This is a genomic window from Kovacikia sp. CALU 1929, assembly GCF_056784235.1.
Genome location: NZ_JBXBCF010000061.1, coordinates 103,469 through 125,981, shown reverse-complemented (window position 1 = coordinate 125,981; position 22,513 = coordinate 103,469). Strand labels below are relative to the sequence as shown.

Annotated in this window: 15 protein-coding genes; 4 read left to right on the top strand and 11 right to left on the bottom strand. The window is 49.6% G+C overall.

Translation table 11 applies throughout. The annotated features are described in order from the left end of the window. Positions 1–46 precede the first annotated feature (46 nt). Entirely contained in the window at positions 47–1,837 is a 1,791-nt protein-coding gene (locus AC1S52_RS10055) for an ABC transporter ATP-binding protein (protein ID WP_482028859.1), read from the bottom strand. Positions 1,838–2,317: 480 nt separating this feature from the next. Between AC1S52_RS10055 and arsS the strand changes: the two genes are divergently transcribed. Next, the gene (gene arsS, locus AC1S52_RS10050) at positions 2,318–3,469 is read left to right on the top strand and encodes an arsenosugar biosynthesis radical SAM (seleno)protein ArsS (RefSeq protein WP_482028858.1); all 1,152 of its coding nucleotides are present in this window, start codon (positions 2,318–2,320) and stop codon (positions 3,467–3,469) included. A gap of 137 nt (positions 3,470–3,606) precedes the next feature. Then, positions 3,607–4,467 carry an S-formylglutathione hydrolase gene (gene fghA, locus AC1S52_RS10045; protein WP_482028857.1) on the top strand — a complete coding sequence of 287 codons (861 nt, stop codon included), beginning with the start codon at positions 3,607–3,609 and terminating at the stop codon, positions 4,465–4,467. A gap of 223 nt (positions 4,468–4,690) precedes the next feature. Here fghA and AC1S52_RS10040 read toward each other — a convergent pair whose 3' ends face one another. The 10 genes from AC1S52_RS10040 to AC1S52_RS09995 form a co-directional block, all read right to left on the bottom strand. Beyond that, the gene (locus AC1S52_RS10040) at positions 4,691–4,831 is read right to left on the bottom strand and encodes a photosystem I reaction center subunit IX (protein WP_482028856.1); all 141 of its coding nucleotides are present in this window, start codon (positions 4,829–4,831) and stop codon (positions 4,691–4,693) included. 146 nt (positions 4,832–4,977) lie between these two features. Further along, a complete protein-coding gene (locus AC1S52_RS10035; protein ID WP_482028855.1) occupies positions 4,978–5,466 on the bottom strand; it encodes a Photosystem I reaction center subunit III in 489 nt (162 codons plus the stop codon). Between the two features lie 95 nt (positions 5,467–5,561). Continuing rightward, the gene (psaI, locus tag AC1S52_RS10030) at positions 5,562–5,714 is read right to left on the bottom strand and encodes a photosystem I reaction center subunit VIII (protein ID WP_482028854.1); all 153 of its coding nucleotides are present in this window, start codon (positions 5,712–5,714) and stop codon (positions 5,562–5,564) included. 243 nt (positions 5,715–5,957) lie between these two features. Further along, the gene (locus tag AC1S52_RS10025; RefSeq protein ID WP_482028853.1) at positions 5,958–6,527 is read right to left on the bottom strand and encodes a photosystem I reaction center subunit XI; all 570 of its coding nucleotides are present in this window, start codon (positions 6,525–6,527) and stop codon (positions 5,958–5,960) included. 272 nt (positions 6,528–6,799) lie between these two features. Further along, a complete protein-coding gene (gene psaB, locus AC1S52_RS10020) occupies positions 6,800–9,031 on the bottom strand; it encodes a photosystem I core protein PsaB (RefSeq protein WP_482028852.1) in 2,232 nt (743 codons plus the stop codon). Positions 9,032–9,259: 228 nt separating this feature from the next. Further along, a complete protein-coding gene (gene psaA, locus AC1S52_RS10015) occupies positions 9,260–11,611 on the bottom strand; it encodes a photosystem I core protein PsaA (RefSeq protein ID WP_482028851.1) in 2,352 nt (783 codons plus the stop codon). A 169-nt stretch (positions 11,612–11,780) separates the two neighbouring features. Then, positions 11,781–12,911, bottom strand: a complete 1,131-nt coding sequence (locus AC1S52_RS10010) for a photosystem II q(b) protein (protein WP_482028850.1) — start codon at positions 12,909–12,911, stop codon at positions 11,781–11,783. A gap of 785 nt (positions 12,912–13,696) precedes the next feature. Next, complete coding sequence (locus tag AC1S52_RS10005; protein ID WP_482028849.1) at positions 13,697–14,065, bottom strand: response regulator; 369 nt, start codon at positions 14,063–14,065, stop codon at positions 13,697–13,699. A gap of 114 nt (positions 14,066–14,179) precedes the next feature. After that, positions 14,180–17,014 (bottom strand): GAF domain-containing protein, encoded by a 2,835-nt coding sequence (locus AC1S52_RS10000; RefSeq protein WP_482028848.1) that lies wholly within the window; start codon positions 17,012–17,014, stop codon positions 14,180–14,182. Beyond that, positions 17,014–18,966 carry a response regulator gene (locus tag AC1S52_RS09995; protein WP_482028847.1) on the bottom strand — a complete coding sequence of 651 codons (1,953 nt, stop codon included), beginning with the start codon at positions 18,964–18,966 and terminating at the stop codon, positions 17,014–17,016. The genes AC1S52_RS10000 and AC1S52_RS09995 overlap by 1 nt, the downstream gene beginning before the upstream one ends. 648 nt (positions 18,967–19,614) lie before the next feature. On the opposite strand from AC1S52_RS09995, the gene AC1S52_RS09990 reads away from it, so the two are divergent. Both AC1S52_RS09990 and psbA read left to right on the top strand, forming a co-directional pair. Further along, entirely contained in the window at positions 19,615–20,736 is a 1,122-nt protein-coding gene (locus tag AC1S52_RS09990; protein WP_482028846.1) for a response regulator, read from the top strand. Between the two features lie 626 nt (positions 20,737–21,362). After that, a complete protein-coding gene (psbA, locus tag AC1S52_RS09985; RefSeq protein WP_482028845.1) occupies positions 21,363–22,442 on the top strand; it encodes a photosystem II q(b) protein in 1,080 nt (359 codons plus the stop codon). Positions 22,443–22,513 lie beyond the last annotated feature (71 nt).

Below are 22,513 nucleotides of genomic sequence, written 5' to 3'. Positions count from 1 at the left end.
TCAAACAGGTTTGCCAACACCTCCTTCATCTCAAGCATTACAAAGATTAATTCATTGAGTTTGGGCGATCGCCGGACTGCACCCGCCAGAGATTGGCATAGATTCCGTTGATTGCTAACAACTCTTCATGGCTACCCTGCTCCACGATTTGTCCTTGATCCATGACATAGATACGATCGCTGTGACGAATGGTAGACAATCGATGGGCAATTGCAAGGGTCGTTCGGTTTTGCGTAATGACCATGAGTGATTTCTGAATGGCGGCTTCGGTTTCATTGTCTACGGCTGAAGTGGCTTCATCCAGAATCAAAATCGGAGGATCTTTTAACAGGGCACGGGCGATCGCTAATCGTTGGCGTTGCCCACCAGATAGTTTCTGCCCCCGTTCCCCTACGATGGTGTCATAACCCTGGGGTAACTGTAAGATGAACTCGTGGGCTTCTGCTAACTTAGCCGCGTGAGTAATCTCCTCTGGGGTTGCGGTAAAACTGCCGTAGGCAATATTATCGGCTACGGTGCCATGAAACAAAAACACATCCTGACTGACCCAACCGATGCAGCGACGTAAATCTTGCAGGTTGAGTTCATGCAGATTCACGCCATCAATTTGAATTTGACCCTGTTGCGGTTCGTAAAAGCGCAACAGCAACTTCACCAGCGTACTTTTGCCAGAACCCGTCGCGCCCACCACACCGATATTGCTGCCTGCCGGAATTTGCATCGACAGATCTTTTAGTACCGCCTGACGACCTTTGTAAGCAAAGGTGACATGATCAATCAGAACATCCCCATGCGCCGTATGAACCGGCAGAGAACGATGCCCGGTGGGAATTTCGATTGGCGTATCCAATAGCGTCATTACCCGTCGAATGGATGCCATTGCCCGTTGATATTCGTCCATGAGTTGGCTCAGGTCGGTAAAGGGCCAGAGCAGGCGCTGCACAATAAACACCATGAAGCCATAGGTGCCCGCTGACAGGCGACCGTTTGCTGCCTCAATACCGCCCAAAAATAGGGTGGCAGTGAACCCTGCCAGAATCACAAACCGAATCAGGGGTACAAATGCTGCACTGAGGGCGATCGCTCTCCCATTACTGAAACGGTATGCCTCACTGTCTTGCAAAACGCGATCGCGTTCGTATGCCTCGGAAGTAAAACTTTTAATCGTGGCAATTCCAGAAAGATTGTTCGCCAATCGACCGCTAATTAATCCAGCTTTTTCACGCACATCCGCATAGCGAGGAGCCAATTTCGCTTGAAATAGGATTGACCCCCAGATCACAAAGGGAATCGGGAACATTGCCCACCAGGACACACCTGGAGCCAGGATAATAAACGTACTGCCAATAAACAGAATCGTGGTGATGAACCGCAGAATATTGTGGGCACCGTGGTTCAGAAAGCGTTCCAGTTGGTTGATGTCATCGTTCAACACGGAGAGGAACATTCCCGTACTGCGTTCTTCAAAATAGCTCAACTCTAATTCCTGCAAATGGCTGTAGGCATCGACCCGTAGTTCGTGCTGAAGGGTTTGCGCCAGGTTGCGCCACAGGCGATCGTAGAGATATTGGAACAAAGACTCCAAGCCCCAAATGCCCAACGTTAGCAGAGAGAGGAATGCCAGTTGTCCTCTAACACTGGTAATGCCCGTGCGGGCAATCAAGGAGTTTTCTTGGTTCACCACCACATCAATGGCAATTCCAATCAAATAGGGGGGTGCCAGATCAAAAATAGTGTTGAGAATGGAACAAGCGATCGCACTCCAAACTTGAGAGCGATATACTTTGCCATAGCGCAGAAGCCGTAGAAGGGGGTGATGAGAGGAAAAAGTGAGCATCGTGATGATTCGTAATTCTCAGTCGTATTTCAGAGAGCTGGTTCAGATTTATTCAGCAAGCCAAATTCTGAGACCAGTTCAGGCAGTTGGTCAACCACCCAATTACCCCATCATGCATCAGCACCGACTTCAAGCAGCAAATGAGTTATAGCTATTGCCAGGTTGCTAGTAAATGGGGGGTTAAAGGGGGTGTGGGGGCGCTGCTCCCAGTTAGGGGTTCCACTCCTGCACCCCGTCCTAAATCAGGTGGCTATGGCTATATTTACAAATGACCTCTAAACCCATTCTCTAGCAGGAGTTCATTCCGTTCAGGCTTCTATCAGATTGGTATATAGCGTTTTTGAATCCAGTGAGGTACATGGATAGCCGTAGAACCCTAGATTCAAACAGATAAGATGTACCTTCACCCAGAAAGGAAACGCTATAAGCAACTGGCCGTTTTTAATCAGCCACTCTACGTCCCGTACCGTCATTTACCCAATGGACTTTACATCTGAAGCACCGTCACCGTTTGAACCTGCTGCTCTGACAACGGATATTGAGCTAGACAGCCCAGGGTCAGGACCCAAGTCAACCATCTCCCTCAAGCGGCGGCAGTCGCCACTGGCATCGACTCAGTATCAGATGACAATTCTGGAGTCCGTCGATTTGTCCTCAATGCCTTATGCAGGAAACTTTGCTGAGGCGCTGACTGCCCATTCCTGGCAACCACTGCAACCCGCAAAGCTGGAGATTTTTCAAATCAATGTCGGTCGGCTCTGTAATATGACCTGTCGCCACTGCCATGTGGATGCCGGTCCCGATCGCCGTGAAATGATGAGCCGGGACACCATTGATGCCTGCTTGCGTGCCCTTGATCAGACCGATGCCCATACGGTTGACATTACAGGTGGCGCACCAGAGCTAAACCCCCACTTTCGCTATCTAGTTGACGAGTGCGTTGTCCGGGGAAAACAGGTGATCGATCGCTGTAACCTCACCGTGCTGCTACTACCTGGAATGCGAGATTTACCAGAATGGCTGGCGGATCGAGGGGTTGAACTGGTCTGTTCATTGCCCCATTACCGCCAGCGCAATACGGATTCTCAACGGGGGGATGGCACCTTTGAGCAGTCCATTGAAGTGCTGCGACAGTTGAACGCGGTTGGTTACGGTCAGGGCAACCCCAAACGACAACTCACCCTGGTGAGTAACCCGGTTGGTGCCTTTCTCTCTAGCAATCAGACGAGACTGGAGCAGGAGTGGAAAACTGGCTTGCAGAAAAATCATGGGGTCACGTTTGACCGCCTGATCACGCTCAACAATATGCCGATTTCCCGTTACCTGGAATGGCTGGAGCAGTCGGATAATTTGCAGCCCTACATGGAACTGCTGGTGAATTCCTTTAATCCCACAACGGTGGCTGGTTTAATGTGCCGCAACACCCTGTCAATTTCCTGGGATGGACGGTTATTTGACTGTGACTTTAACCAGATGTTGGATCTGGAAATTCAACCGCCGGATGGGATCCATTCCCATATCCGGGACTTTAACCCTGAGCATCTGGCTCAACGCCAAATTGTTACGGGACGGCACTGCTTTGGCTGCACGGCAGGGGCAGGAAGCTCCTGTGGCGGTGCGATCGCAGAGTAACAGGAAGCTCCATTGTTAAACTCCAACTTCTGAAGTTGAGTTTGTTCTGGCAACGCTGACCTGGCTTCTTACCCCCTTTGATTCCCTCGACTCCCTTTTCCAATCGACCCGAAATTTCTGACAAACCCCTAAATCCTATGCCCCAAGCCCCCAATCTGACCAATCAATACACCTGCTTTGGCGGCACTGTAGGCTTCTACAGCCATTCATCCACTGCCTGTAATGGTGAAATGAAGTTTTCGGTTTACCTGCCGCCCCAGGCAAAATCCGAGCCAGTGCCAGTGTTGTATTTCCTTTCAGGACTAACCTGTACCGAAGAAAACTTTATGGTCAAAGCAGGGGCGCAGCAGTTTGCCGCCCGCTACGGACTGGCACTCGTGGCACCTGATACCAGCCCACGCAATACAGGCATTCCAGAGGAAGATAAGGACTGGGATCTGGGTACCGGCGCAGGATTTTATGTCGATGCAACCCAGAAGCCGTGGAGTTCCTACTACCAAATGTACAGCTACGTTAGTGATGAACTGCCTGCGCTGATTCAAGCGCATTTTCCAGTCAGGGGCGATCGCCAGGGCATTTTCGGGCATTCAATGGGGGGGCATGGTGCCCTCATCTGTGCCCTGAAAAACCCCAATCGATATCGTTCTGTCTCTGCCTTTGCTCCAATCGTGGCTCCCATGCGCTGTCCCTGGGGGCAAAAAGCATTTAGCCACTACCTGGGTTCCAACCAGGCAACCTGGCGCACCTACGATGCCAGTCAACTGGTTTTGACCAACCCATTCCCCCATCCCATCCTGATTGATCAGGGAACCACCGATCAGTTTCTGGCAAATCAACTGATGCCAGAGGTGTTTGAGCAAGCCTGCACCAAAGCTGGTCAGCCCCTCATTCTCCGTATGCAAAACGGTTACGATCATAGCTACTACTTCATCGCTACATTCATAGAAGACCACATTCGGCATCATGCGGAGACGTTGCTGAAAAGTGAGATAAATTGAAACTCAGGTTCAAGCATCCAACACCTTTTTCCATCCCAAGAATCAGCAACGTATATGCGGAAGCGATGAGGCGAGAAGACGGGGCACTCAGAGGAGGGAAGAGGGAAGCACCCATAGCAGGTTTAAATCATTTGCGAAATTAAAAGGCTATGCGAAAAAGGGTTCCACTGGAACCCTTTTGTACGCTCTAGATTAGGATCGCTATAGAACAGGATGGTCAAGATTAAGGAACTGAATGGAAATAGGTTCCGTACTGTAAGCCAGGGAAAAAGCGGTTCAGTTCAATCAAAATCCCAGAGAAGATGACTATGGCAAGGGTTGCCATAATGGGGGCACTAGTCAGATATTTGAAAAAGTATTTCATGGATGAAGCTCCTGGACTATTTGAATGGGTTTATAGCGTTTTTGAATCCAGTGAGGTACATGGATAGCCGTAGAACCCTAGAACCAAAACGATGAGATGTACCTCACCGAGAAAGAAACCGCTATAAGTGTTTTTTAGACAAGAATCTATCGCGGTGAAATTGGGATTTCACTATCGCTTGCTGTCAACTGTCCACTAACTAGCTCTTGAAGAAATAGGAGGGGCCAGAGGAGTCCTTTAATCAAGGATGGGATTGCCAGAGGAAGGTCAATGAAAATTTCCTTTTCCTCAGGATTGCTGGATTTGTTAGCTGCCTGTAAATAAGAACGACCTGACCAGCCAATGAATCCGGCAGTGTACAGAAAAATCGAAAATGGAATTAATACATCAATAAAGCGATCGAGTCGGATTGGAAGATGGGGAAGTCCATCTTCACCGCAAGCAAGTTCAGAACCATAGACTTCAAATGGTTTGTTGAAGTAGTAGGTATCAGGGGCTTGGCTTTTGCGCTGTTGAAAGGTGGAGGATTGATTGCAAGGCACCAGAAAATTATCAGCAGATGCAGAAGGGACATTGCTCAGGTAAATGAACAGTACAGAAATTGGTACTAGCAAACAGACCAAAAATCTACGCATGAAATGGTCTCCTGTGAGTGTTTGACTTCAAGCTGTTGTTTTGGGTTGGAGGGGCTGAATCGCAGATAAAAACAATCCCAATAGGACCGCCATATTTACTTTTCTTCTTCACCAGACTCTCTTTCAATCCAAAGAAAAACAAGCGCAACAACTGGGAACGGTAGAATGTAAAAAATTAATGGAATCATAATCCAGGGTAACCATGAAGCGGCATAGTCACCGGTTAGCTGGGTTATGTCTGTAACCATGATGATGGCTCCTATTTATTGTTGGTCATTGGTCATTGGTTAAGTAGGTAGGTGGAATCAACTGTAGAATGGGTATGCCTTTGGCATTAGCCTTACGGCATGGCTGCGCTAGAGCGATAGCGTAACCCATGCATGTGTTGGGTTCTTACCTCAACCAAACCTACGGTAGGTCTTATATTTAATTAGTCCCACCTACTTACCCATTCAGTTGGATGCTCGATCAGACCCCATGCCAAATGATAATTATCCAAAAAACCAGGGAAGTAGATTCTGGCTGACATTGACGGCTCCTCGGAGAATGGCATCGAGATCCGTAAAGTTTTCTAGTAGTAGGTAGGCAAATACTGCGCCTCCCATAGAACCTAGAAAGATCCCGCTACCCAGTTGGAACCAGTCTTCTTTTTTCTTGAGCGGTCTTAGCTCATCTTTTGAATGGGAATTGTAGGTTCCTCGGGGGTTTCCCTGGAAAGTTGCAAGGGCAAAAATGGAAATTCCCAGGCAAGCGGATGCTGTAATGTAAATTGCCGTAATTAATCCACTTAAATTGGCACCGTGAGCAGTTTCTCGCAACGGTCCAACGACAACCTGGGGACCGACGAGGAAAAAACCGTGTGCCATTCCAATTTCTAGCCCGCGTATGAAGGGGGTCAACCCAGGACGGTAAGCTGGAAGGTTTTGAATATAAGCCCTGACAATGGGGGAATCGTTGAATGGGGTGGATAGATTGCCTCGAAATGGATCCCCCTTATAGGGCTTAACCGGGTCAATTCCTTCATAGACAGAAGACAAATCTGTCTGATTGGTTGAAGTCATGTTTCTTTACCTTTTTGAACCAAAAAAGTGTGTTCACTTAGGGTTTTCTGGGAAAAAAGTGATGGCTATCGGTCAATTAGAGGAAAAAAGGGGGCGATCGCCCAAACGATCCACAATTTGGGGTCTAGGTCCCCCTTCTGATACACTCTTAGGTGATTGAGAGAAAAGTCCTGATCGTAAATAGCCGTTGACCAGGACTCAATGAGACGAGGAGAGTCTCACGCTTTTAGACAGGGGCGTTCATGACACGCCCCTATCTTATTTTTGGAGGGCTAACCAAACTTAGAAGCCGTTGCCCCGATCAAAAAGGCTCCATAGGTGACGATGTACCCAACCGTGAAGTGGGTTAAGCCGACCAACCGAGCCTGCACAATGGAGAGAGCTACAGGTTTGTCCTTGGGATAGCCGAAGGACAGGGGAGTATTTTCGTGTGCCCACATGAGGGTTTCGATTAACTCTTGCCAGTAGCCGCGCCAGGTGATCAGGAACATGAAGCTAATTGCCCAAACTAAATGCCCGAACAGGAACATCCATGCCCATACTGCTAGGGCGCTGGTTCCGTAGGGGTTATAGCCGTTGACCAGGGGACCAGAATACAACCACAGGTAGTCGCGCAGCCAGCCCATCAGGTAGGTTGAGCTTTCGTTGAATTGGGCAACGTTGCCGCCCCAGATTGCCAGATGTTTCCAGTGGAAGTAGAAGGTGATCCAGCCAAGAGTGTTGAGCATCCAGAACATGGCGAGATAGAAGCCATCCCAGGCGGAGATGTCGCAGGTGCCGCCGCGACCGGGACCGTCGCAGGGGAAGCTGTAGCCAAAGTCTTTTTTGTCGGGCATCAGCTTAGAACCGCGAGCATCGAGGGCGCTCTTGACCAGGATCAGGGTCGTGACGTGCAGACCGAGGGCGATCGCGTGATGCACGTAAAAGTCCCCCGGTCCAATGGTCAGGAACAGCGAATTGGTGCCGTTGTTAATGGCTTCTAGCCAATTGGGTAGCCAGACGTTACCGTAATTGGGCCATGCCGTAGAGGCGATGCTGTCTGGATTGGAGAGCAAGGTGCTGACCCCGTAAAGGGCTTTCCCGTGGACTGCCTGAATCCATTGAGCAAACACAGGTTCAATCAGGATTTGCTTTTCCGGTGCGCCAAATGCAACCTCACAGTCATTGTGGACGTATAACCCCAGGGTATGGAAACCCAGGAAAAGGGACACCCAACTCAGGTGAGAGATAATCGCTTCCTTATGCGCCAGCACCCTTGCCAGTACGTTGTCCCGATTCAGTTCGGGGTCGTAGTCCCGCACCATGAAAATGGCTCCGTGGGCAAAGGCACCTACCATCAGGAAGCCTGCAATGTACTGGTGATGGGTATAGAGTGCCGACGTGGTGGTGAAGTCCTTGGCAATAAAAGCGTAGGGTGGCATCGAGTACATGTGCTGTGCCACCAGAGAGGTGATTACCCCCAGGCAAGCCAGGTGCCAGCCCAATTGGAAGTGGAGGGAATTGTTGTAGGTTTCATAAATGCCCTGGTGTCCCCGTCCAGTTCTGGGGGCAATGAAGAATCCCTTCCAACCTGGTCCCTGGAGGGCATCCAGCATTTCCTTGATGTTATGCCCAATCCCCCAGTTAGTGCGGTACATGTGTCCTGCAACAATGAACAGGACGGCGATCGCCAGGTGGTGATGCGCCATATCCGTCAACCAGAGAGACTCGGTTTGGGGATGGAAGCCACCCAGGAAGGTGAGAATTGCCGTTCCGGCTCCCTCAGCGGTGCCAAAGATATGGTTTGCCGTATCTGGATTTTCGGCATAGACACCCCAGTTGCCGGTGAAAAAGGCACCCAAGCCCGCTGGATGAGGTGGTGTCGTCAGGAAGTTATCCCAGCCCACATGTTGACCACGGGATTCGGGAATAGCGACGTGGATCAGGTGCCCCGCCCATGCTAATGAGCTAACCCCAAACAAACCTGCCAGGTGGTGGTTGAGCCGGGATTCCGCATTCTTAAACCAGGCGAGACTGGGGCGGTACTTGGGCTGAAGATGAAGCCAGCCAGCATACAGAAAAATTGCAGCTAATAGAAGTAAGAAAAGCGATCCGGTAAACAGTTCGGCATTGCTGCGCATTCCCTGGGTATACCACCAGTGGTAAACGCCGGAGTAGCAGATATCTACCGGGTTACGTGCCCCTGCGCGGGTGAATGCCTCGATCGCCGCCGGTCCCAACTGGGCATCCCAAACAGCGTGGGCAATGGGTTTGATGTGAACCGGATCCTGGATCCATTGCTCGAAGTTACCTTGCCAGGCTACGTGAAATAGAACGCCGGATGTCCACAGGAAGATGATTGCCAGATGACCAAAGTGGGAAGCGAAAATCTTCTGGTAGAGATTCTCCTCGGTCATGCCATCGTGGCTTTCAAAATCGTGGGCAGTGGCGATCGCATAGAAGATCCGCCGAGTTGTCGGGTCTCTCTGGAGATCCTGGCTAAATTTTGGAAATTTAGTCGCCATAAGCCAATTTTGGATTTTCGATTTTGGAATTTGGAATTTGGAATGGCTTGATTTGAAGGATCAGCCGATAAAGTTAATGGCTTGGAAGAAGTTGGGGAAAAAGTTTCAGGGGTTGGGAATGTAGGAGCCAGGAGTCAGATGACTCAAAACTTTTTATCCTACCCTTCGGGAGCGGCAGAGCCGTATCTCTTTCATCCGTTTGCCCGAGTCCTTTCACCCTCTACCTCCCTACCCAATTGCTGCCATTCGTGCCAGAAAAAACGCCCAGGTGGTGGCTATTCCTCCCAACAGGTAGTGAGACACACCGACTGCCCGTCCATGAATGATGCTAAGGGCACGGGGTTGAATGGCAGGTGTGATCTTGAGCTTGTTATGAGCCCAGACAATTGACTCGATCAGTTCTTGCCAGTAGCCGCGACCACTAAACAGGAACATGAGGCTGAAGCCAAAGATAAAGTGGGCAGCCAGGAAGACAATGCCGTAGGCAGACAGGGCTGAACCGTAGGAGGTAATCACCTGAGTAGACTGTGCCCAGAGGAAATCTCGCAGCCAACCATTGTTGGTAATCGATGAAGTGGCAAAGTTTCCAGCCGTAATGTGGGTAATCGTGCCATCTGGATTCACCGTTCCCCATACATCTGACTGCATCTTCCAGAAGAAGTGGAAAATCACAATCGACAGGGAGTTATACATCCAGAATAAGCCGATGAAGACATGATCCCATCCGGAAACCTGGCAGGTACCACCCCGTCCCGGACCATCGCAGGGGAACCGGAAACCGAGGTTTCCCTTATCGGGAATCAGGCGAGAACTACGAGCAAACAACACTCCCTTGAGCAAGACCAGGACTGTGACATGGATCGTAAAGGCATGGATGTGGTGGATCAGGAAATCAGCCGTACCAAGGGGAATAGGCATCATCGCTACTTTGCCACCGACTGCCACAACTCCGCCGCCCCAGGCATGACTGACCGGACCCATAATATTGGGAGCCGTCACACCTAGACCGCCCAGTTCAATATTCCGCAATCCACCAAACACATTGCCCAGGGGTTGAGCAACGCTGTTTGCCCCAACCGCTGCCGTATGGATGTGTTGAATCCATTGGGCAAAGATGGGCTGAAGCTGAATCCCGGTGTCTGAGAACATATCCTGGGGACGACCAAATGCCCGCATGGTGTCGTTATGACAGTACATGGCAAAGCTATGGAAGCCCAGGAACTGGCAGACCCAGGCGAGGTGAGACACGATCGCATCCCGGTGGCGGATGACCCGATCGAGCACGTTGTTAATGTGCTGTGCCGGATCATAGTCTCGCACCATAAAGATACCCGCATGGGCAGCCCCACCCACAATCAGAAAGCCAGCAATCCAGACATGATGGGTAAAGAGAGATAATACCGTGGCATAGTCGGTTGCCAGGTAAGGATAGGGGGGCATCGCATACATGTGATGAGCCACTAACAAACTGGCAGTGCCCATCTGCACCAGGTGGATGGAGAGGTTCGCGTGCCAGGAAGTCTCAAAGACTTCATTCAACCCTTCGTGCCCACGAGGACCAATAAAGCTCAGGAAGGGCAGCATTTTTGGGGTCTTGGCATCATCCATCAGTTCTTTGAAACTGTGACCAATACCCCAGTTGGTGCGATAGAAGTGCCCAGCAATGATGAACAGAACCGCGATCGCCAGATGGTGATGGGCGGTATCCGTCAGCCACAACCCGCCAGTCACTGGATTCAACCCACCCTTAAAGGTAAGGAAATCCGAATAGGCTGCCCAGTTAAGCGTAAAGAAGGGAGTCAATCCGCGGGCAAAACTGGGATAAATATCGGTCATCAGGGTCGAGTTGAGGATGAACTCATGAGGCAGGGGAATATCTTTAATCGGAACCCCCCGATCCAACAGTTCATTCGTAGGCAGAGCGACATGGATCTGGTGACCTGCCCAACCCAGGGAACCGCAACCCAGCAACCCTGCCAGGTGGTGGTTCATGTAAGATTCCATGTTCTGAAACCATTCCAGTTTGGGAGCACTGATGTGGTAATGGAACCAACCTGCAAATAACATCAGAGCTGCCATTACCAGTCCCCCGATGGCAGTGCAATAAAGCTGGAATTCGTTGGTAAATCCAGACGCCCGCCATAGCTGGAACAGTCCAGAGGTGATTTGAATTCCGTGGAAACCACCACCCACATCGGCATTCAAAATTTCTTGACCTACAATGGGCCAAACCACCTGGGCACTGGGCTTAACGTGGAGGGGATCTGCCATCCAGGCAGAGAAGTTAGAGAACTTAGCACCATGAAAATACATGCCACTAAGCCAGATGAAAATGACTGCAAGATGCCCAAAGTGAGCAGAAAAGATTTTGCGAGAAACGTCCTGCAAATCACTGGTATGGCTATCAAAGTCGTGAGCATTGGCATGGAGATTCCAAATCCAGGTAGTAGTTTTGGGACCTCGCTGGAGGGTGCGATCGAAGTGACCTGGTTGCGCCCATTTCTCGAAAGACGTGGGCACCGGGTTCCTATCTACCACAACCCTGACGCGTTGCTTTTGCTCAGGAGTGCGTGGAACCATTCAAGACTCTCCTTTTGCTAGATGGAAAATTAGAGAGTGAGGAGATTTGATTGATGAGTGAAGTGATGTCATGAGTGAAGCGATGTCAATGGTCATTCGCCATTGGTCACCTTTTGCTTATAGACAATGCTGACCACTGACTACTGACTACTGACTGCCGACTACTGACTCAACCTTCATCAATCAAAAGCTCATCAGGCAGAGCAATTTCAGGGGGGAAATTGTGAGTCGCGCGCTCACTCATCGCTGCAATTCCCAGGTTGCTCTGCTGAATTGAGTCAAGCCACGTTGGAATGCGATGCCCCTGGGAATAGATCGCCGGAGGTTCATTGAACGTGAGCTTGTCGAAATTAAATGCAGCGATATCAACACCTAGCGCTGCCGACCAGATTCCTGCAACCGGTAGCGCTGCCAGAAGAAAATGAACTGACTGGGAAGTTGGGAAACTGATTCCCCGCCAAAATAACCGTTGCTGATACCTTTGAGCAGCCTCAAAGCTGTAGGTAGTTTCCCGCTGTCCAAAAGTGTATCCGGCATTGATGGACTCATTCAGGTTGGTTTTCCGTACCAGGGTTGAGGTCACAAGAGACCCATGCACCGAGCTGAGAAAAGCACCCCCAAACACCCCAATCACTCCCATTTGGTGGAGAGGATTCATCAGAATGTTGTGGTCTGCCTGGAACAGAAACATGAAGTTGAATGTGCCGGAAATCCCCAACGGCATTCCCGAGGAAAAACTGCCCTGGGCAACGGGGTAGACCAGTAAAACTGATACTGTGGCGGCAACCGGGGCAGTAAATGCAAGGGAGATCCAGGGGCGCATTCCCAGGCGATAGCTCAACTCCCATTCCCGATCCTGATAGCAGATGATGCCAATCAGGAAATGGAACACGATGAGCTGATAGGGTCCCCCATTATAAAGCCACTCATTCATAGAAGCGGCTTCCCAGATCGGGTAAAAGTGCAGCCCAATGGTTGCAGACGTAGGAACCACCGCTGCGGTGATGATGTTATTTCCACTCCAGAGCGAGCCTGAAAGCATTTCACCGGTACCCTCGACATCAACCGGTGGGGCTGCAATGAAAGCAATGAGAAAAGTAATGGCAGCGGTTAATAGGGTGGGAATCATGATTACACCGAACCAACCGATATAGATTCGGTTTTCGGTGCTGGTAACCCATCGACAAAACTGTTCCCAAGAGAGGGTTCTTTGTTTGTGTTGGGTTGGATGAACGGGCGCAATGATTTGGTCAGGGCGATCGCTATCTGTTGCGATCGCCCGACCAAATTGTGTCATCATGAGGGTATAAGCTCCTTTCTTTGATAGTTGGGAGTTACCCGTCGCAGAAGGTTTCCTAGTCCAGTTGCGACGGGTTTATGGTTTGATTTGAAAGGTTGCAGCGACAGATCACTGAAAAAACGTTACTGATGGCTGCACGATTTGGTTTCAGATAAGGTGATGCTGAATAGCAGTATGAATTGGAACGACGTTTCAATTCATACAACTTTTAATTCATACCCAAAATCAGCAATGCCGGTTTCAGATAATGTCAGCAGCTTTGTTATAGCAGTTGCCAGGTGCCAGGTTTCGCCGTAAGCTTCAGCCCAACGATGTCAGGTTTCCAGGAATCACAAGGGCTTTGCATAACGGGTTGGGCGCTATCGCCGATCCTAACGATCCTGACGGTTACTATCAAACGCTTTTCAATACAGGAAACCCAATATTGAAATTAAGCAGTTTCGTTTCAGCATTCCTTGAGAGAAGGTCAGGAAAAACCAATGAGGTGTGGTTTCACCAGTTCTTCCTGCTTCTGAAGGGAAACCAAAACGCTAGTAGAGAGATTAGGAAAAAAAAAAGAAGAACTGATGAAGATGAGGAGTTTGTTCAAAAAAAGTTACGAAACCAATGAGAAATGGGGCGTTGTGGAACTAAAGTATGAATTGTCCACTCTGCGGGAAGCATGCAGCATCCCCAACTCTTCTCTCCAAGGAGAAGGGAGCCAGACATCCTGTTCCCTCGCCCCTTGGGAGAGGGCTAGGGTGAGGGCGAATAATTCCATCCGTAAAGCGTAAGTAAAACAGGAATTATTCCAAAAATTCGGAAATCTGGTCTGCCAGAGTAATTGGGTCATAGGGTTTTGTGATGACACCCGCCACCTCTAGTTGGGTGAAGTGGCGGCGATCGGCAGGTTGGGCTTTGGCAGTTAGCAAAATGACTGGAATATGGCAGGTGGTTGGGTTCGTTCGTAATCGTTCAAAGGTTGCCAATCCATCCATATCGGGCATCATTACATCCAGCAGAACCACATCTGGTTGCTCAGATGCAGCCTTTTTTAAGCCTTCGCTACTGGAGCTAGCGGTAGTCACGTGCCAGCCCCTGGCAATCTCCAGGCAAACCTGGGTTGCCTCACGGATATCCGGTTCATCGTCAATGATGAGAACGTGTTTCGACATTGGTAAACCCGCCCATACAGTTTATGAAATGATTGAACCCACAATTTGAATCACAAATTGAATTCACAATCTAAGCCAGCCTCTAGAACACCAAAACCGATTTCATCCCTATTTCTAGGAATCGTTTTCATTGTGTTCACCGAGCGGTAACGTGAAGTAGAAACTACTCCCTTCTCCCAATTGACTCTCCACCCAAATTTTTCCGTTGTGCTGCTGCACAATACCGCGACAGATGGTTAACCCTAAGCCGCTGCCGCTTCGACTGCGGGAGTTTGAGGTATCAATTTGCTGGAAACGATCAAAGATAGTCTCCAGTTTATCTTCTGGAATGCCAATGCCTTGATCTTTGACGCAGAAGAGAATGCAGGGTACTAGGTAGCAGGGTTCAGGAGGGAGTTTTGAGGTTTGAATTTTGAGTCTTGAGTCCTCCTGCGGTTTCTGGAGGATGTTTTGTGTTTTGTGGGATGGGTTTCCCAAAGGATGTTTTGAGTTGTCTGGTTGTGATCGCTGGCTATCTCCAGCCTGAGTCCTCTCCTGCTGGTTTCTGGCTTCTTTTAACGCTTCTAATTCCTGCTTTGTCTGTGGAGCTAAAAGCGTTGCCTCCTGGCACCGGATTTCTGCGGTCAGCCATACGGTAGAACCAGCGGGTGAAAACTTTATGGCATTACTGAGGAGGTTAGTAAAGGTTTGGATGATGCGATCCGGATCTGCCCAGAGGGCGGCAGCGCAGGGAGTGACGGAGAGCACAATTCCTGCTTTGTCTGCCATTGCTCTCATCGCATCGACAGACTGCACCATTAGGTCGGCGGCATTGCACGTTTTTTTCTCCATTGTGACTTTGCCAAACTTGATGCGCTCAACATCCAGAATGTCGCTGATCAGGCGTACCAGACGGTTGGTGTTGGAGAAAGCAATTTCAAGCATTCGCTGGCTTTTGTCGGGGTAGCTGCTGAGCCAACCGCTTGCCAGTAAGCCCAGGGTGCTGCGAATGGAGGTGAGGGGGGTGCGCAGTTCATGGCTGACGATGGAAATGAATTCATCTTTCATTTGCTCAACGATCTGGCGATCCGTGATGTCTTTGAAAATGACGACGGCTCCAACGATGTTGTTCTGCTCGTGAATCGGTGTGCTGACATATTCAACTGCAAAGCGAGAGCCGTCTCGTCGCTGAAACAGATCCTCCGCTCTGGATTGGAGGATTCCATCACGGAGCGTGGCATAGATCGGGCTTTCGGACAGTAAATAGGGGATGCCGTTGAAGCGAGCATGGTTCAGGAGCGCGTGCATCCATTGGCCGATGAGTTCAGGGACTTCATAGCCCAGCATTCTGGCGGCGGCTGGGTTAGCAAAGGTGATTTTGCCCTGGAGATCGAGTCCGTAAATTCCTTCTCCGGCAGAGTTCAGGATGAGTTCGTTTTGATGGCTGAGGCGTGCCAGGGACGCTTCTGCCTGCTGTCGTTCTAGCAAGGCACGTTCCCGTTCGGCAATTTCTCGCATTAGCTCGGCATTGATCCGTTGTAGTTCGGCTGTACGCTCCAGCACACGCTGCTCTAGCTGAGCATTGAGGGTGGAGATTTTGATTTCTGCTTGCCTGCGTTTCTGGATATCTCGTCTCAGGTCGCTGTTGAGTGCTTGGACTTGTTGATAAAGACCAATCTGATGAATGGCAACGGCAATGTGGTTGCTGAGTGCCTGCAACAGATCAATATCTGCGCTTGTCCAGGGTTGAGCCTGGTTGTGTTTTAATTCACGCCAGGTTTCAAAGGACTGGCGGGGGCGGAGGTGACGGGGGTCGTCACGATCGCAACGCCCTGCCCAAACACGCTCAATGTCGATTTCACTGCGGAAAACGGTGAGGTAACCTAGAATTTCCTGCCGATATTGGAGGCTCACAATTAGTAAGCCCCGTACCTCCGTAGATAGGAAGGCAACTGCCAGATCGGAAGGCATGACAGCCTGGTATAGATCGGAGATTGCCCAGATGCTAGATTCTGGGTTCACGGCGTCTTCCATTTCTAGCCAGGTCTGCCAGTAGGGATGTTGCTCAATCGGGAAGAGAAGCGGTGGACTCTGGATGGGTTTCCGACGGTTGCCATTGGCATCTCGCAGTTTCCAGGTTGCAGGCATGGTGGGCTGGCTGCCACAGGTGAAGATCTGTGGTGGCTGCTGGGTCGTGGGCGGTGCCAGGTAAATTCTGCCGCCACACCCTTTCAATGCCAAGATCGCCTGCTGTAATACCTCTGGCAAATGCATATCGGGCGTTGCGTGAAGCAGGGTGGTGATCTGGTTGATGGTGGCTTCCTGGGAGGCTCTCAGCCGTTCTTGACTGAGCAGGTTAGATTGGGCGATCGCAACTGAAACCTGGTCGGCAACCAATTGCACCACCTGAAGTTCCTGCTCCGTAATGCAGCGGGGTTTGCTGTGGTGGGCAACGAGCAGCCCCCAGAGGCGATCGCGGTCCAAAATCGGTACAACGAGGGAAGATCGCACGCCCATAGCCGTCAGGTATTCCACATGGCACGGGTCTACCGGACGAAATCGGATGTCGCCATTCAATTCTTTGGAATCTTCCCCTAAGGGACTGAGTCCAATCTGCCCCATTTCGACATTCACAATCGAGCGCTGGCGAGCTTTGAGAAATAGTTCCCGCGCTTCTGGTGGAATATCTTCTGCTGGGAAACTGTGTCCAATCAATGAGGGCAAATGCTGCTCCTGGATGGCTTCTGCAACAACTTCACCGCTTTCATCATCATAAAAGCGGTAAACTTTAACCCGATCTGTTCCCAAAAACGCCTGAACCTCTGCCACCGTTGCATTCAGAATTTCTGACAACTCCAGGGACTGGCGAATGCGGTTCGTCATTCGGTGTAATAATCCCTCACATCCATCAACCTGCCTGGAAGATGGGACAAAAGTAGATGAATTGAACGGTTGAAATTCAGACTGCATTACACTTCTAGCTCCGCCATACTTCGCAATAGCTGGATCCGCTTCAGTTGGTTGAGGATGCGGCTCACCACTTCCGAATCTTTAATCGGTTTACTAATCAGATCATTGGCTCCAGCCATGAGTGCTTGCTGAAGCGTTGCAGCATCAGTATGCACTGTGAGAAACAAAACCGGGATCTGGCTCCATTGGGGAGCATTGCGCACCACCCGGCAAAGCTCAATACCGTTAAAGTGGGGCATTTCAATATCCAGGATCAGCAAATCAGGAGCACAGGTTTCCAGGGCGCACCAGAACTGAGGAGGATGCTCTAGGGTGGTCAGTTGTAACCCCCAGGGTTCCAGGAGTGCCCGCATCACCATCAAAACCTGTGGATCGTCGTCAACGACCATGACTCGTGCCTGCTTTAGGTTGGGCGATATCGCTTGATTCATCAGCCTTCCGGCAGGGATCTGGAGGCGCTTAATCATCTCCAGCACTTGCCCAGCTAAAGCCTTAGAGACTACGGTATAAATCCCTGACCTAGCTAACCAGATGCGTTGATCCAGATTGCATTGATCAGTGAGAAGCAGGAAAGGAATTGGTGGAAGCTGGTGAGTTAAGCTTTCTAGCAACTCCAGATCTGTTTCCGTGACAGAAGCGAGGGGAAAGTTCATTACCAGGGTATCGAAGGCTGCCTTTGACTTGTCAGCGTTCATCACTGCTTGTACCGCTTGCAAGTCAAAGATTTGTTTGATTTGCATCTGCGTTGACACTGAGGACTGCACGATTTGCTCAACCAGGCGGAGGTCATCATCCACCAGTAGTAGGGGGCAACTCATCTGCCAGACAGGCTGAGGGGAATGATTGGGACCGCGGTGCAGTTCAGCTTTCAGATCTGCCAACTGCTGGATCAGGTGTTGGAATACCGGCGGTGTCGGACGCTCACCATTTTTGAAATAGGGTTCTAATGCAGCGGCAATTTGGGAGCCTTGGGTTAAGCCCCAAATACCCAATGCCCCGGCAAGCTTATGGGCTGCCAACCGTCCCTGTTCAAGCTGGTTTTGATCTAAGTTGCCCTGTTGCCAGAGGGAGATCGCCTGTTCCAATACCCGCAGGCGATCGTAGTTCCGTTGCTTAAACTTTTCCCAAATTTTGGCAAGGGCGGTTTTGGTTTGGTGCACCTGCCAGGATGGCTCAACATCTGGCTCGACATTCACTGCTCCCCCTTCTGAGGCTTTTTCCCGCAACGGTTTCTGGGCTGAGGTGAAGTGGGCTGGATCTGGGTCAGAACGATGGTTCCCATTTCGTTTCAGCCGATAGCCAATCCCGTACACGGTTTCAATCAAGTCGGAAGGTGCCCCAACTTTTTTCAGCTTTTGCCGTAGTCCTTTGATGTGAGCAGTTACCGTATCTTCACCAGGCGCTTCTTCTAGCGTCCACAAATGTTCCAGGATGCGGCTGCGGCTAAAGACATGGTGAGGATTGCGCAGAAACAACTCCAGCAATCGATATTCCTTGGGTGTCAAATACAGGAGGCGATCGCTATACCGAACTTCCCGTGAGTCAGGGTCAAGCTGCAATTGGTTCCATTCTAAGACTGACAGTACAGGTGAACTGCGGCGTCTTAGAAGAACTCGGATGCGTGCCAGTAATTCAGGCACTTCAAATGGCTTGGTGAGGTAATCGTCCGCTCCAGCATCTAAACCAGCGACCCGATCTGTAATGGTCGCCTGAGTTGTGACCAGCAAAACCGGAGTCTTGTAGTTGTGCGATCGCAACCGTTGACAGAGTGTTAGCCCATCTAACTTGGGCAACAGCACATCCAGCAAAATCAGGTCGTAGGCGGAGGTTTCAATCAATCGCCAAGCAACCTCACCATCAAAGGCTATATCAACCGCGTAATTTTCTTTTGTGAGGATTGTTTCAAGGGTTCTTGCAACACACTCGTCATCCTCAATCAGCAGAATTCTCATGCACGGCAATCCTTAATCTGCTTACTAAACCTCACCGACTTAGAAATCCCTAGTTTTTCCTGGGAAAAATCTCCAGTTCTTCATTTGGATGAGGTTTAAACCCGAATCTTAATTAAATTTAGAAAAGGTAGATTGAGAAAATTTAAGAGCCGCCAACTTTTACAGGTATTATCAACAATCAGATTTGGGAATCTGTGATTCTTCAGCTTTTGTTAAAGTTGTCTATTTTTCTTTACGTTTTCCCAGGATAGTACACGCGGGTTGGCAAGTTGCGGTCAGTTTTAGGGATGCGGGAGTGCATCGTTCCTTGTGACTACTGGAACTCATTTGAAAATCTGGCAGACAGGGCAAAACAGGCTAAGAAAAACATCTATCGTCAGCAAATGTAAATTTATTTAAAGTAAAACCCGTTCTCAGCTAAAGAAATATAAATTGTATCGGTAACAGGTTTCAGAAATTTCTCAGGTTTATTTGCCTGAAATGCCGTTTGAGGAAGGAAACAAAAGCGTCCTGATGGCGAGCAGTCACTTCTTCATCCTGAAGAAAAAATAATAACTTCTCTCATTTTCCTAAAAGATCACAATCTTTCTACATCATCATAGATATTTCTGTTGCCCAATCAGCTAAGAGTGAATGGTCTGACACGCCATGAGAATTCTGCTAGTTGAAGATGATCCAATTACCTCAAAAGCCTTGGAAAAAAATCTGTGCGAGCAGCACTATGTGGTGGAGGTTGCTGCCGATGGGCTAATTGGGTGGGAGCTTGTTAAAACATTTACCTACGACCTGATTCTGCTGGATGTCAATTTGCCGGGTCTGGATGGCATCCAATTCTGCCAGCAACTGCGCGCTAATCACAATGAGACTCCTGTGTTATTGCTCACTGCCCGCAGCTCTAGTACTGACAAGGTTTTGGGCTTAGATGCGGGAGCTGATGATTATGTGGTCAAACCGTTTGAACTGTCGGAACTGTTAGCTCGAATTCGCGTGCTATTGCGACGAGGAAGAGCCTGTCAACCGGTTACATTGAAATGGCTGAATTTGAAGCTAGATCCTGGCATTTGTGAAGTCACCTATGGCGATCGCGTCTTGCATCTGACACCTAAGGAATATCGGTTGCTAGAGCTGTTTCTGCGCAACCAGCATCGGGTGTTTAGCCGCAGCGCCATTTTAGACCACCTCTGGTCGAGTGAAGAAGCCCCCAGCGAAGAAGCGGTCACTGTTCACATTAAAGATTTACGCCAAAAGCTGAAGAAAGCAGGGGCACCTTCTAATTTAATTGAGACGGTCTATGGTCAGGGTTATCGGCTGAAACAGTCTCCTGCTAATGCATCGAAAACTTCTACCAAGACAAGTCAACCCCAACCAACCATCCACCAGCAAACGAAAGAACAACTGACTACCGTTTGGGAAACCTATCAAGGGCTAAGCCGAGATCGCCTATTGACTTTGGAGCAGGCTGCCGCCGAGTGGCTAGAAAATAGACTCAAAAAAGATCAATGCCAGAAGGCTCAGGAGGCAGCGCACAAATTGACAGGAGCGTTAGGGATTTTTGGTTTTGTGGAAGCCTCGCAGGTTGCGAAAGAAGTAGAAGAAATTTTCCGGGCTGGAGGAGCTTTAAACCAGAAGAAAGCGCTTCACTTAGCAGGGTTACTGGCAACGTTGAGAGATGTCATGGGCAAGCCAAAAGCTCAAACGGGCAATGGGCAAGAGGTGATCAGCAATGGGCACCAGGCAGTTGTGGGTATGCGATGGATTTCAGAACGGTGAGCGGTATTGCGGAAAGCAGGATGAATTGAAAAGGGGTGAATGTGTCAGTGCAACCCCGAATGTGAAGTTTCGTAAATATAAGGGTTGCCTTTAGAGGTTCTTTAGGTTTTTTCACTATTCTTTTGACACATCACCAAACCTCACTCACACAGCACTTTCGAATCACTAATCATTCAGAGCACAGTTGTGAGGTGTGTTGGCAATCGGTAATGCGCAGATTTGGGCTACCGAAAATGTGCGTTGCGGCTTTGTCTTAGCTTGCGCTGTGCAGGTTCACGGATTCAAAATGGCTGTCCCTGCCTGAATCCGGTTTGAATTATCAGTTTCATCGCAAGAAATCAAGCTCTAAAAGAACTCTAATCATTGCTCTATAGCGTTTCCTTTCTGGGTGAGGTACATCTCATCTGTTTGACTCAAGGGCTTTACGGCTATCCATGTACCTCACTGGATTCAAAAACGCTATATCTGACATCAGTAATAGGGCATTGATAGTTAGCCAAAGGCAATTGCCGATGCTTAACTTTGGTGCGATCGCGTTCATTTTTCGTTTCTAGTTACTTCAAAAATCAATTCTGTAATCCATTTCTGAATTGATCTGCAATCATCCTCAATTCCGGTCAAGACCTATGACTACAACTATCCAACAACGCAGAGTTCCCGATCTGTGGGATCGATTTTGCGACTGGATTACTAGCACTGAGAATCGGCTGTACATTGGCTGGTTCGGTGTTTTAATGATTCCCCTGTTAGGCGTTTCTGCCTGCGTTTTTACAATTGCATTCATTGCCGCTCCTCCGGTTGATATTGATGGTATCCGGGAGCCAGTCGCCGGTTCTCTGCTCTATGGCAACAACATCATTACGGCAGCGGTTGTGCCGTCTTCCAATGCGATCGGTTTGCACTTTTACCCCATTTGGGAAGCTGCCAGTATCGATGAATGGCTCTATAACGGCGGACCCTACCAGATGATTGGTGCCCACTACATTCCAGCCCTGTGTTGCTATATGGGGCGGGAGTGGGAATTAAGCTATCGTCTGGGAATGCGCCCCTGGATTGCTGTCGCCTATTCTGCACCCCTGGCAGCTACCACGTCCGTATTCTGGATTTACCCGATTGGGCAGGGAAGCTTCTCCGATGGTTTGCCGATGGGTATTAGCGGTACGTTCAATTTCATGTTTGTCTTCCAGGCAGAACACAATATTCTGATGCATCCTTTCCACATGCTGGGAGTTGCTGGGGTCTTTGGAGGCTCTCTGTTCTGTGCCATGCACGGTAGTTTAGTCACCTCTAGCCTGGTGCGGGAAACGACTGAAAGTGAATCTCAGAATCTAGGCTACAAGTTTGGGCAAGAAGACGAAACCTATAACATTGTGGCTGCCCACGGTTACTTTGGGCGTTTGATCTTCCAATACGCCAGCTTTAACAACAGCCGTTCTTTGCATTTCTTCCTGGGGGTGTTTCCAGTCGTCTGCATCTGGGCAACGGCTCTGGGTATCTGCACGATGGCTTTCAACCTGAATGGATTTAACTTCAACCAGTCGGTGCTTGACTCTCAAGGACGGGTGATTAACACCTGGGCGGATGTCATCAATCGGGCAAATTTGGGGTTTGAAGTGATGCATGAACGGAATGCTCATAACTTTCCGCTTGACCTGGCGGGTGGTGAAGCGATTCCAATTGCCATGAAAGCTCCAGCGATCGGTTGAGTCTGGTTGTTTCCCCATTGCATCTGAATTAGCAAACGTTGTGATGGGGAATTCCTAATCCTTGTGGTTAC

Bases quoted from the DNA above. Each gene is read 5' to 3' on its own strand.
- psaI (WP_482028854.1), bottom strand. From the start codon at position 5,714: ATGGTTACAGACATAACCCAGCTAACCGGTGACTATGCCGCTTCATGG.
- psaB (WP_482028852.1), bottom strand. From the start codon at position 9,031: ATGGCGACTAAATTTCCAAAATTTAGCCAGGATCTCCAGAGAGACCCG.
- AC1S52_RS10025 (WP_482028853.1), bottom strand. From the start codon at position 6,527: ATGACTTCAACCAATCAGACAGATTTGTCTTCTGTCTATGAAGGAATT.
- fghA (WP_482028857.1), top strand. From the start codon at position 3,607: ATGCCCCAAGCCCCCAATCTGACCAATCAATACACCTGCTTTGGCGGC.
- AC1S52_RS10010 (WP_482028850.1), bottom strand. From the start codon at position 12,911: ATGATGACACAATTTGGTCGGGCGATCGCAACAGATAGCGATCGCCCT.
- AC1S52_RS10040 (WP_482028856.1), bottom strand. From the start codon at position 4,831: ATGAAATACTTTTTCAAATATCTGACTAGTGCCCCCATTATGGCAACC.
- psaA (WP_482028851.1), bottom strand. From the start codon at position 11,611: ATGGTTCCACGCACTCCTGAGCAAAAGCAACGCGTCAGGGTTGTGGTA.
- arsS (WP_482028858.1), top strand. From the start codon at position 2,318: ATGGACTTTACATCTGAAGCACCGTCACCGTTTGAACCTGCTGCTCTG.
- AC1S52_RS10000 (WP_482028848.1), bottom strand. From the start codon at position 17,014: ATGCAGTCTGAATTTCAACCGTTCAATTCATCTACTTTTGTCCCATCT.
- AC1S52_RS10005 (WP_482028849.1), bottom strand. From the start codon at position 14,065: ATGTCGAAACACGTTCTCATCATTGACGATGAACCGGATATCCGTGAG.
- AC1S52_RS10035 (WP_482028855.1), bottom strand. From the start codon at position 5,466: ATGCGTAGATTTTTGGTCTGTTTGCTAGTACCAATTTCTGTACTGTTC.
- AC1S52_RS09990 (WP_482028846.1), top strand. From the start codon at position 19,615: ATGAGAATTCTGCTAGTTGAAGATGATCCAATTACCTCAAAAGCCTTG.
- AC1S52_RS09995 (WP_482028847.1), bottom strand. From the start codon at position 18,966: ATGAGAATTCTGCTGATTGAGGATGACGAGTGTGTTGCAAGAACCCTT.
- psbA (WP_482028845.1), top strand. From the start codon at position 21,363: ATGACTACAACTATCCAACAACGCAGAGTTCCCGATCTGTGGGATCGA.
- AC1S52_RS10055 (WP_482028859.1), bottom strand. From the start codon at position 1,837: ATGCTCACTTTTTCCTCTCATCACCCCCTTCTACGGCTTCTGCGCTAT.